The 11,571-nt window shown below is 36.8% G+C and carries 7 protein-coding genes and 19 tRNA genes; all 26 read left to right on the top strand.

Annotation, left to right across the window (positions count from 1 at the left end):
* Positions 1-84 precede the first annotated feature (84 nt).
* Positions 85-158 (top strand) — tRNA-Met (locus tag CP357_RS08200).
* 12 nt (positions 159-170) lie between these two features.
* Positions 171-244, top strand: a tRNA-Ile gene (locus CP357_RS08195).
* A gap of 20 nt (positions 245-264) precedes the next feature.
* A tRNA-Met gene (locus tag CP357_RS08190) sits at positions 265-338 on the top strand.
* Positions 339-341: 3 nt separating this feature from the next.
* Positions 342-415 (top strand) — tRNA-Asp (locus tag CP357_RS08185).
* A 6-nt stretch (positions 416-421) separates the two neighbouring features.
* Positions 422-494: transfer RNA gene (locus tag CP357_RS08180), tRNA-Phe, on the top strand.
* 19 nt (positions 495-513) lie between these two features.
* Positions 514-584: transfer RNA gene (locus tag CP357_RS08175), tRNA-Gly, on the top strand.
* Between the two features lie 6 nt (positions 585-590).
* Positions 591-665: transfer RNA gene (locus CP357_RS08170), tRNA-Ile, on the top strand.
* Between the two features lie 2 nt (positions 666-667).
* Positions 668-757, top strand: a tRNA-Ser gene (locus CP357_RS08165).
* Between the two features lie 729 nt (positions 758-1,486).
* Positions 1,487-1,558 (top strand) — tRNA-Glu (locus tag CP357_RS08160).
* Positions 1,559-1,595: 37 nt separating this feature from the next.
* Positions 1,596-1,682: transfer RNA gene (locus tag CP357_RS08155), tRNA-Ser, on the top strand.
* Positions 1,683-1,690: 8 nt separating this feature from the next.
* Positions 1,691-1,764, top strand: a tRNA-Met gene (locus CP357_RS08150).
* A 3-nt stretch (positions 1,765-1,767) separates the two neighbouring features.
* Positions 1,768-1,841 (top strand) — tRNA-Asp (locus CP357_RS08145).
* Positions 1,842-1,847: 6 nt separating this feature from the next.
* Positions 1,848-1,920, top strand: a tRNA-Phe gene (locus CP357_RS08140).
* Positions 1,921-1,927: 7 nt separating this feature from the next.
* Positions 1,928-2,009, top strand: a tRNA-Tyr gene (locus CP357_RS08135).
* Between the two features lie 4 nt (positions 2,010-2,013).
* Positions 2,014-2,084 (top strand) — tRNA-Trp (locus CP357_RS08130).
* A gap of 12 nt (positions 2,085-2,096) precedes the next feature.
* Positions 2,097-2,169, top strand: a tRNA-His gene (locus CP357_RS08125).
* A gap of 7 nt (positions 2,170-2,176) precedes the next feature.
* Positions 2,177-2,248 (top strand) — tRNA-Gln (locus CP357_RS08120).
* Between the two features lie 23 nt (positions 2,249-2,271).
* Positions 2,272-2,342, top strand: a tRNA-Cys gene (locus CP357_RS08115).
* Between the two features lie 38 nt (positions 2,343-2,380).
* Positions 2,381-2,465, top strand: a tRNA-Leu gene (locus CP357_RS08110).
* Positions 2,466-2,588: 123 nt separating this feature from the next.
* Positions 2,589-3,752: a glycosyltransferase family 4 protein gene (locus CP357_RS08105; RefSeq protein ID WP_098037030.1), complete on the top strand. Its 1,164-nt coding sequence runs from the start codon at positions 2,589-2,591 to the stop codon at positions 3,750-3,752.
* Between the two features lie 14 nt (positions 3,753-3,766).
* On the top strand, positions 3,767-4,810 hold the full coding sequence (locus CP357_RS08100) for a glycosyltransferase family 4 protein (RefSeq protein WP_056945621.1): 1,044 nt from the start codon (positions 3,767-3,769) through the stop codon (positions 4,808-4,810).
* Positions 4,810-5,835, top strand: a complete 1,026-nt coding sequence (locus tag CP357_RS08095) for a lysylphosphatidylglycerol synthase transmembrane domain-containing protein (protein ID WP_087176877.1) — start codon at positions 4,810-4,812, stop codon at positions 5,833-5,835. Before CP357_RS08100 ends, CP357_RS08095 begins: the two co-directional genes overlap by 1 nt.
* A gap of 71 nt (positions 5,836-5,906) precedes the next feature.
* A complete protein-coding gene (locus tag CP357_RS08090) occupies positions 5,907-7,967 on the top strand; it encodes an LTA synthase family protein (protein ID WP_098037029.1) in 2,061 nt (686 codons plus the stop codon).
* A gap of 66 nt (positions 7,968-8,033) precedes the next feature.
* Positions 8,034-8,267 carry a preprotein translocase subunit SecG gene (gene secG, locus CP357_RS08085; protein ID WP_003632304.1) on the top strand — a complete coding sequence of 78 codons (234 nt, stop codon included), beginning with the start codon at positions 8,034-8,036 and terminating at the stop codon, positions 8,265-8,267.
* Between the two features lie 70 nt (positions 8,268-8,337).
* Complete coding sequence (gene rnr / locus CP357_RS08080; protein ID WP_098037028.1) at positions 8,338-10,677, top strand: ribonuclease R; 2,340 nt, start codon at positions 8,338-8,340, stop codon at positions 10,675-10,677.
* A 12-nt stretch (positions 10,678-10,689) separates the two neighbouring features.
* A complete protein-coding gene (smpB, locus tag CP357_RS08075; protein WP_025006418.1) occupies positions 10,690-11,148 on the top strand; it encodes an SsrA-binding protein SmpB in 459 nt (152 codons plus the stop codon).
* Positions 11,149-11,571 lie beyond the last annotated feature (423 nt).

The following is an 11,571-nucleotide window of genomic DNA, read 5'->3' as shown; positions in this document are numbered from 1 at the left end:
TAGAGCACCTGGTTTGGGACCAGGGGGTCGCAGGTTCGAATCCTGTTTTCCCGATTGTATCTAAATGGTATTAGTTACATTTTTGGCGGTGTAGCTCAGCTGGCTAGAGCGTCCGGTTCATACCCGGGAGGTCGAGGGTTCGATCCCCCCCGCCGCTATATTGTAAACTTGGACCTTTAGCTCAGTTGGTTAGAGCAGACGGCTCATAACCGTCCTGTCGTAGGTTCGAGTCCTACAAGGTCCATTACATATGTATATTAATATCGCGGGATGGAGCAGTCTGGTAGCTCGTCGGGCTCATAACCCGAAGGTCGTTGGTTCAAATCCAGCTCCCGCAATTTGGTCCATTGGAGCAGTGGTTTATCTCGCCTCCCTGTCACGGAGGAGATCGTGGGTTCAAATCCCACATGGACCGTAAGATGGCTCGGTAGCTCAGTTGGTAGAGCAAAGGATTGAAGCTCCTTGTGTCGGCGGTTCGATTCCGTCCCGCGCCATTCATTTTTTATATTAGGTGCGGGTATAGTTTAGTGGTAAAACGAAAGCCTTCCAAGCTTTAGTCGCGAGTCCGATTCTCGTTACCCGCTTTATATGGGCCTATAGCTCAGCTGGTTTAGAGCGCACGCCTGATAAGCGTGAGGTCGATGGTTCAAGTCCATTTAGGCCCATTGGAGACTTACTCAAGTGGCTGAAGAGGCGCCCCTGCTAAGGGTGTAGATCGGGTTATTCCGGTGCGAGGGTTCGAATCTCTCAGTCTCCGTAATTAAAAAGTCTTAACGTAAGATTTTGAATCTGCGTTAGGACTTTTTTGTTTTTCATTATGTTCTGATAAAACAGCTTTAATTGCTTCTCATGTTGATGAAAGAAAGAGAAAAAGTATCTTTTGATTGGAGGACTATAAAACAGTCTTATATTTAGTAAAAAATCTGAAGAGCGTAAGCAAGACATATTTAATGCTTCCAAGCTATATTTAAAGCAATAAAAATTGAATATCAAATCGTCTGACAGGTTACAAATAATATTTCAATGCTTCAATAATATCGTAAAAATTCAAAATTAAGGGCTGAAACCTGTAAGTAAAAATATATGAGGTCTTATATGTGTCTAATACTTCCAAAATCTGCGAATTTATAAAACTCAGAAAATAAATATTCTCAGAATTAAAAATTTGCGATATCAGAAGAGAAACTAAATAAAAAGGACTTAGTATCCAAATAACCGTAAATTAGCCTTATATCAGACAATATTGCAGGATAGAGGCTTATTTTGGCTAATAACAAGCTATAAAAATAGGCGATAGGCGATATAAAAAAGCAAAATAAAAAAATTGAAAAAAAGCCTTGCAATTTAGATTAATATCTATTAATATTAAATACGTTGTGATTGAGGGATCACATCGATGACTTAAAAGTTTTAAAAGATAAAAAAAGTTCTTGACTTTTAAAACTTGTTTAGTTATTATAATAAAGTGCTCTTCGTTAAGAGACATGACCCGTTGGTCAAGTGGTTAAGACACGGCCCTTTCACGGCCGTAACATGGGTTCAAATCCCGTACGGGTCATTTACCATTTTAATATATTTTGGTACTTACAGCTAATGGAGGATTACCCAAGTGGCTTAAGGGGACGGTTTTGAAAACCGTTAGGCGGTTCTGCCGCGCGTGGGTTCAAATCCCACATCCTCCTTATAATATCGCGGGATGGAGCAGTCTGGTAGCTCGTCGGGCTCATAACCCGAAGGTCGTTGGTTCAAATCCAGCTCCCGCAATTTGGTCCATTGGAGCAGTGGTTTATCTCGCCTCCCTGTCACGGAGGAGATCGTGGGTTCAAATCCCACATGGACCGTAAGATGGCTCGGTAGCTCAGTTGGTAGAGCAAAGGATTGAAGCTCCTTGTGTCGGCGGTTCGATTCCGTCCCGCGCCATCAAGCTGGAGGAGTAGCGAAGTGGCTAAACGCGGCGGTCTGTAAAACCGCTCTCTCTGAGTTCGGCGGTTCGAATCCACCCTCCTCCATAATAGGGATATCGTATAATGGTAGTACATCGGTCTCCAAAACCGCTGATGTGGGTTCAATTCCTACTATCCCTGTTTACCTTCATGGCGGAATTGGTGAAGGGGTTAACACACCGGTTTGTGGATCCGGCATGCATGGGTTCGAATCCCATATTCCGCCCTAGTATTGGGATATAGCCAAGTGGTAAGGCATTAGACTTTGACTCTAACATGCGCTGGTTCGAATCCAGCTATCCCAATTCTAAATAATTTAATAACTTATGGCGGTGTAGCCAAGTGGTAAGGCAGAGGTCTGCAAAACCTTAATCGTCGGTCCGAATCCGACCTCCGCCTTATCAACAAGATAAGTTGATAATTTAATTTAATATTATGGCGGTGTGGCGGAATTGGCAGACGCGTCAGACTCAAAATCTGGTGTCCATTACGGACGTATCGGTTCGACCCCGATCACCGCTATTATTTTAAAGTGATTCATTTTTGAATCACTTTTTTTGTTTATTGAGATATATTTGTAATTTTTCATTATAAATTGCAGTTAGTTTAAGTAATCTTTATAATGCTAAATATGGAGGTATTTAAATGAATATTGGTCTTTATACCGATACATATTTTCCCCAGATAAGTGGCGTGGCTACTTCTATTAAGACGTTAAAAGATGCGCTGGAAAGACAGGGGCATAATGTATTTATTTTTACGACAACGGATCCTAATGTAAAAAAAGGCACAGTTGAACCTAATGTCTTTCGTTTTAGCAGTATTCCTTTTGTTTCGTTTACTGATCGTAGAATTGCATTTAGAGGACTTTTCGAAGCTACTAAGGTGGCTAAGGAAGTCAATTTAGATATAGTTCATACTCAAACTGAGTTTGCATTGGGTACTATTGGAAAATACGTAGCTCATCAGCTAGATATTCCAGCTATTCACACTTACCATACGATGTATGAAGATTACTTGCATTATATTTTGAATGGACATTTATTGCGGCCATATCACGTGAAGCAATTTGTAAAAAGCTATTTAAAAAATATGGATGGCTGTATTGCTCCTAGTGGCCGAGTAGAAGAATTATTAAGACGTTACGGTGTCCAAATTCCGATTCGGGTGATTCCTACCGGTGTAGATATTCAGAGCATGAATAGTGATGCAAATCGTGATGTACGAAAAGATCTTGGTATCGATGCAGATGCACCAGTTATATTGACGTTAAGTAGAATTGCTGCTGAGAAAAAAATAAATCATATTTTGAATGTATTACCAGCAATTATAGAAGAAATGCCTAATGTTAAATTTGTGATCGCTGGTGATGGTCCAGATGTTAAAGTGCTCCAAGAGCAAATTGAGCGTTTAACTTTAGAAGATTACGTAATCTTTGCAGGAAATGTTGACCATGGAGATGTAGGAAATTACTACCGCATGGCAGATATTTTTGTCTCTGCTAGTGATACTGAAACTCAAGGATTAACATATGTTGAAGCTTTAGCAGCCGGCACACCTTGTGTTGTTTATGATACTGATTATACGGAAAATATCTTTGACAAAGATATTTTTGGACGAAGATTTAATACGCAACAAGAGATGCAAGAAGAAATTATTTCTTTGCTTAAGCAAAAACGGGCAAAAATCCCACAAGAAATATTGCAAAATAAGTTGCAGAGTATTTCATCGGATCAATTTGCTACAAATGTGCATGATTTTTATCAGTATGTAATTGATCATTATCAGCCCAAGCATGAAGAAGATTAAAAAAGAGGATATAGATGATTAGAATTAATATGTTCTCACAAGCTGATTCCGTTAAAGGTCAAGGGGTCGGCTCAGCATATAACGAATTAATTAAATTATTGAGAACGCATTTAGTAGATGAATTTTATGTAACAATAAATAAATATGGCAATAGTGATTTAACACATTACCATACGATTAATCCAACTTATTATGCTAATAGTTTTTCACCAGCACGTGGTAGAAAAATTGGCTATGTTCATTTTTTGCCAGATACTTTAGAGGGCTCAATCAAATTACCAGGCGTTGCAAAAAAAGTATTTTATCAATATGTAATTGATTTTTATAACCGCATGGATCAAATTGTAGTAGTTAATCCAATTTTTATTGATAAATTGGTCAATTATGGTATTGAACGCGATAAAGTTAAGTACATTCCTAATTTTGTTTCTAAAACTGAATTTTATGAGGAATCACTTGCAAGCAAAAATGCATTTCGTCATGAATTGGGGTTACCGCTAGATAAATTTGTAGTTTTTGGCGATGGCCAAGTTCAGGAAAGAAAGGGAATAGATGATTTTGTCAAAATGGCAAAAGCTAATCCAGATGTTCAATTTATTTGGGCAGGTGGCTTTTCTTTTGGCAAGATTACGGATGGCTACAGTCACTATAAAGACATGGTAGATAATCCGCCTAAAAATTTAACTTTTGCTGGTATTGTCGATCGCAAAAAACTGGTTAAATATTTGAACATTGCTGATTTATTCGTGTTGCCATCATATGATGAATTGTTCCCAATGTCTGTTTTGGAGGCATTTAGCTGTGGCACGCCAGTACTTCTGCGTGATTTAGATTTATATAAGGCTATTATTGATGGTTATTATATGAGTGGCCAAGATTTCGGCGAAATGAATCAAGCTTTACAAAAGGCCAAAAGCGATCCACATCTGTTGAAGAAATATAGTGATTTGTCTATTAAAGCAAGTCAAGAATATTCAGAAGACCGATTAGCCCATATTTGGAATGATTTTTATCATGAGCAATACAAATTGGGCAAGGAATTGGGACAAATTCATTAATGAATAAAAAGCATTTATGGGGCATCTTGATTGTATTGGCAATCAGTGCCTTTGTCTTATATATGGATCTGAAGTCAACACCATTATCAGAAATATTAAAGGCGGCTCATGGTCTTAATATTGTAGCTTTAATAATGGTATTTGGCTTAATGCTTCTGTCATATGTTTGTGAAGCGGGGATCTTAGCCACATTAGCTCATCGTAAAGAAGAGCCTAAAAGATCTGCATGGTCATTTTTGCGAATTCCAATTATTCAGGCTTTATTTAATGCGATTACACCAATGTCAACTGGTGGTCAGCCATCACAATTGGCAGCGATGATTCAAATGGGGATGGAAGGTGGTAGATCAACTTCCATTCTATTAATGAAATTCATTATTTATCAGATCGTAGTTTTATTCGCCTATGTCTTTACGATTATCTTTGGCTTTCATATGGTAATGACTAAATTTGCGGGGCTAGCTATATTTATTGCAATCGGCTTTTTGATCCACGTTAGTTCCATCATTTTCTTATTAGCAATCATGTTTGCCTATCATTTTACAAAGAATGCAACTAACGCTTTAATGAATTTGCTGGCAAAGTTCATTAAAAAAGAGCGTGTTGAAAAATGGCGTGCTGCTACTTTAGAAAAGATTGATACTTTTTATGCAGAAAGTCAGAAATTGAAGAAAGAAAAAAAGAAGCTGATTGTAGCTTCGACTTTGACTGTTTTACAGCTATTATTCTTTTATTCAATTCCATTTATGGTACTGACAGCTTTAAATGTGCCATGTTTATGGGCTAATGTCACGCAGATGAATATTATGATTATTATGTTCATGGCGATTATCCCTATTCCAGGTGCATCTGGTGGTGCGGAATACAGTTTTCAGACTTTATTCTCCACGTTTGTTTCTTCTCATGGTGCTTTGATTTTAGCAATGTTTATTTGGCGCTTTTCAACTTACTTTTTCGGAATGATTTTAGGTATCTTTGGTTGGATTTTTAAACCTAAAAAGATAAAAAGTTCAGAAAGTAATTAATTTTTCTTAAAAGAAATGCGTCTTGTTTAAATCAGTAGTAAGATAAAATATCGTAATGAGAGGAGAAAGCAATGGAACGTACCAAGTCTTTTTTTAAATGGTTAACGCAAACTAAACTTGGCTTTTTTACGATTGTTTTAGTACTGTTTTGGTTAAAAACATATTTTATATATTTAACGAAGTTTAATTTGGGTGTGGTTGGTCCAATGCAGCAATTTCTGCTTTTGATCAACCCGATACCATCAGGGATGCTCTTGTTAGGTATTGGCTTATTCTTTAAAGGGCGAAAGTCATATTGGATTATCCTAGTAATAGATTTTTTACTAACGCTGTGGCTTTTTGCAAATATACTTTATTATCGTGAATTTTCGAATTTCTTGTCATTTTCGATAATAAAAACTTCAGGTTCGACTTCAGATAATTTAGGAAAAAGTATTGCAGGAATTACTTTAGCTAGTGATTTTCTGGCCTTTATCGATATTGCCGCAATTATTGTTTTATTAATCACTAAAGTCATCAAAATGGACGTACGTCCTTTAAAGCTTAAAGTCAGTTTATTAGTAGAATTGCTGGCAGTTAGTTTAATGGGCCTTAATTTATTGATGGCGCAAAAAGATCGTTCTGGTCTTTTAACTAGAACTTTTGACAATAATTATATTGTTAAATATCTAGGCATTAATGAATATGCCATTTATGATGGTTATAAGATGGCGCAGACGAATGCGCAGATGGCTAAAGCTAACGTATCTGATCTACGCTCAGTTAGACAATACTTAAAAGCAAACTATGTCAAACCTAATCCTGCTTATAACGGTGTAGCCAAGGGTAAAAATGTCTTGGTTATTCACTTAGAGAGTTTCCAACAGTTTTTAATTGGCTATAAATGGAAGGGCAAGGAAGTAACCCCTAACTTAAATAAGATTTATCATCAAAAAGATACGATTAGTTTTGATAATTTCTTTAATCAGGTTGGTCAGGGAAAGACCTCTGATGCTGAAATGATGTTGGAAAACTCATTGTTTGGGTTGCAATCAGGTTCAGCCATGTCGACTTATGGCACTTCTAATACTTTTGAAAGTGCACCAGCTATATTGCATCAACAAGCTGGTTATACGACTGCCGTAATGCATGGTGGTGCAGGCTCATTTTGGAATAGAGATAATGCGTATAAATCATTCGGCTATCAATATTTCATGCCACTTTCATACTTTAAGAATAAGCCAGGCTATTATGTCGGTTATGGTCTGAAGGATAAGATCTTCTTCGATCAATCAATTAAGTATATTGAACGTTTACCGCAACCATTTTATTTAAAAATGATTACAGTTACTAACCACTATCCATATAATTTGGATAAGAAAAATCAGTCAATTGATAAGACTAATACAGGGGATGAAACTGTAGATGGTTATGTGCAAACCGCGCATTATCTTGATCAGGCTATCGGTGAATTAATGCGTTGGATGAAGAAGACTGGTCTTGATAAAAAGACGTTGATTGTCTTTTATGGTGACCACTATGGTATTTCAGGTAATCACCATAAAGCCAGTGCTGAATTGCTTAAGAAAGATTCTTTCAATGATTTTGATAATCTGCAATTCCAGCGTGTCCCATTGATGTTCCACATGAAGGGATTAAAAGGTGGCATTAATCACACTTATGGTGGTGAAATTGATGTTTTGCCAACTTTATTAAATCTATTAGGCATCAAGGACAAAGATACTATTCAGTTTGGCTATGATTTGCTTAGCAAAAATGCACCACAAATTGTTGCTCAACGAAATGGCGATTTTATTACTCCTGAATATTCTAAAGTAGGCAGTGATTATTATGATACGAAGACTGGGGAAAGAATTAAGCCTGATAAGAAATTGAAAGCAAAGCTTACTGCAATTTCTAACAAGGTGACAACACAGCTTTCTTTGTCTGATCGTGTAATTGATGGTAATTTGCTCCGCTTTTATCGTCCAAAGTGGTTTACTACGGTTAAGCCAAAGGATTATGATTATAACAAAGCAACTTCATTGAAGCGGTTGTTCGATGATCCAAGCAAGACATCACTCTGGTATCAAAATCATCAAAAATCGACACAAAAAGATTTTAAGACTGATGCGCCAGAACTTAAAAAATAACTGCAAAAATAAGTAATTTGTGATAAAATTTATTAGTAAGTGTATGTGTGTATTGGAGGCAGCGCATTGTATAATTTAATTATGACGCTACTAATCATTGTTTCAATCTTAATCGTTATTGCAACAATGATGCAGCCACAAAAACAACAAGATGCATTGAACGCCTTATCTGGCGGTGCCGTTTTTAGTGGTCAAACCAAAAAACGTGGTTTTGAGGCATTTATGGAAAAAGTAACCGCAGTTTTATTGGTTCTCTTTTTCGTCTTTGCTATTATTCTAGCTTATATGTCTACAAAATAAATTTTGTACCTCCCGATCAAAAGTGATGGGGAGGCTTTTTTTATATTTCAAAAGATCGGAGATTAATTACATGGCACAAAACGAAAAAATTTTGGCCGGTGTTTTAGAAATTTTTCGCCATAATCCACAAAAACAATTTCGCGTAGATCAAATTGAACGAGAAGCGCGTCGTGAAAGATTGGGTAATTTTACTGAATTAATTAAAGCTCTTTCTTTCTTAGAACATGCAAATAAAATTATTACTGATGGTAAGGGACAATATCAATTAGCCCAAGCAGATACAATCGTCGAAGGTATTTTTAAAGCCAATGACAAGGGTTTTGGTTTTGTAAAGTTAGACGATGAAAATGTTGATGACGTTTTTATTGCAGCTGATTACACAAAGTATGCCGTTGATGGTGACCGAGTAAAGGTAAAGATTGTTGCTGATGGTAATCCTTGGAATGGCAAAGGACCAGAAGGTCGAATCGAAGAGATCCTAGAACGTGGCCTTGAAAGCTTAGTCGGTGAATTCCATCCACTAACTGATGAACAAAGAAAGATCAGTCCTTTTATTGGATATGCTTTAAGCAATAATAAAAAGTTGCACAAATATCGTGTATATTTATCCGAAAATGGTCTGATCCCACAGATGGGCGACATGGTAAAGGTATCTATCAAGGACTATCCTGAAGAAGATTATCCTGAATCTATGACTGGTGCAGTTACTAAGATTATTGGTAACAAGAGTGATCCAGGTGTAGATATCATGTCAATTGTTTCTGCTCATGACGTTCGTACTGATTGGCCAGAAGATGCAATGGCACAAGCTAATGCAATTCCTGATCATGTTACTGAAGAAGAGAAAAAAGGTCGAGTAGATATTACAGATCAGCCTGCAGTAACCATTGATGGGGATGATTCTAAAGACTTTGACGACGCCGTTGTTTTATGGAAATTGCCTAACGGAAATTATCATTTAGGTGTCCATATTGCCGATGTATCACACTATGTCAAAGAAAATACACCTTTAAATGAAGAAGCATTTGCTCGTGGTAACAGTACATACTTGGTAGACCGAGTTATTCCAATGTTGCCATTTAGACTTTCAAATGGTATTTGTTCATTAAATGAGGGTGTAGATCGTCTTGTTTTGTCCTGTGACATGGAAATTACACCAGAGGGTAAGAGAGTAGGCTACAAGATTTATCCTTCTGTTATGCGTTCACATGGTCGTATGACTTACAATAAGGTTAATAAGACCTTAAAGGGTGAAATGGATGGCTTAGAGGACAAGTATGTAAAATTACGTCCAATGCTCGAAAAAATGGCTGATTTGCATGCTATTTTATACAAACAACGTCATAGACGTGGTGCCATTGACTTTGAAGAACCAGAAGCAAAAATTATTGTTGATGATCAAGGCAAGCCAACTGACATCGTATTGCATGAACGTGGTACTGCCGAAAAAATGATTGAGTCATTTATGTTGATGGCTAATGAAACTGTTGCTGAAGATTTTTTTAGAAAGCATGTTCCATTTTTATACCGTGTTCACGAAACACCAGATGCTGAAAGAATTAAGAGTTTCTTCGAATTTTGTAGTGCATTTGGCTTAAATATTCACGCTGATCCAGAGAATATCAAGCCACTTGATTTGCAAAAGGTTGTATCTAAGACTATGGGTACACCAGAAGAAGCTGTAGTGCAAATGATGATGCTACGTAGTTTAAAGCAAGCACATTATTCTGAAGATGCATTGGGTCACTTTGGTTTAGCAGCAAAATACTACACTCACTTTACTTCACCAATTAGACGTTACTCTGACTTGATGGTGCACAGAATGATTCACGCATATCAAGAAAATGGAACTACCGAAGACATGCAGAAGCATTTTGCTAGTTACTTGCCAGATGTTGCTGAACAAACTTCTACTCAAGAACGTCGTTCAATCGATACTGAACGTGAAGTAAATGACTTGAAGATGACTGAATATATGGCAGATCAAGTGGGTCAACACTTTGATGCCGTAGTTTCATCAGTTACTAGTTTTGGTATGTTCATTCAATTGCCTAATACTGTTGAAGGCTTAGTACACATTTCTAATTTAACGGATGATTTCTATAGCTTTAATGAAAAGTCATTGACGTTAACTGGACGTGGTACGCATAAGCAATATAAGATAGGGATGCCTATTAAGGTTACCTTGATTAATGCTAACGTTGAGCAGCATCAATTAGACTTTGAAGTTTATGACCCTAACGCTCCTAAGAAGAAGCATAACGATCGAGGGATGAACGATCGTCGTCGTGGTAACCGCGGATTCCATAATAATCACGGGCACCGTGGTGGCAGCAATTATAATAGTCGTGGTAATCACCGCAGCCGTAATCAAGGAAATAGAAGAAATCAGAGAAACTTTAAACATTAGGAGAGATTCTTAATGAAAAAAGAAAAAGATGATAATCTAATTGCACAAAATAAAAAAGCACGGCATGACTATTTTATTAAAGAAACTGTCGAAGCAGGAATTGCATTAACAGGGACTGAGATAAAGTCTATTCGTGCACGCAGAATAAACTTGCGTGATGGATATGTTCAAATTTATGGTGGTTCTGCTTATTTAGAGAATGTTCATATTAGTGAATATAAGCAGGGCAATCGTTATAATCATGATCCTTTAAGAAGTAGACGCCTTCTTTTGCATAAAAAAGAAATTGCACGGTTAGCTAAGGCACAATCTGAACGTGGAATCGCCATTATTCCGTTAAAGGTGTATTTAAAGCACGGTTTTGCCAAAGTTCTAATAGGTGTAGGACAAGGTAAAAAGGAATATGACAAGCGTCAAACAATTAAGGAAAGAGATCAAAAGCGTGAAATTCGCCGAAAGTATGGCATCTGATAGCATCGCAATCGCAGGATTGCGGTGCTATTTTTGTATTTTTGAAAAAATTTTAAATAAAAATATGAGAGCTAAAGTTCGTTAATTGAAGGTAGAGTGCTATTTTATATAGCAAATAAGATTAGTTAACGCTAAATAAGCAAATAAAAATAAGTGATAATGTTACAACGTTGCCTAGCGTTTCTATTAGAACTCGAACAAAAGAGGGATTTGCCAAAAAAGAGAAAGTAGGGTAAATTAATAAAGTCGTCTTGAGAGATGACGAAGAGCTCGAGAGCTTTAAAAAAGTTTTTGAAAAAAAGACTTGCAAAGTTAAAGCAAAACGAGTAATATATTTAAATGTCGTCAGGCGAGAGCCAAGGCGGCAGAAAACAAATCAAAAAAGTTCTTGACAAAGGATTTGAGATTTGATAAAATATAAAA

This window comes from Lactobacillus sp. UMNPBX6 (assembly GCF_002553975.1).
Taxonomy (GTDB): Bacteria; Bacillota; Bacilli; order Lactobacillales; family Lactobacillaceae; genus Lactobacillus; species Lactobacillus gallinarum.
This window is presented reverse-complemented; position numbering and strand designations above follow the sequence as displayed.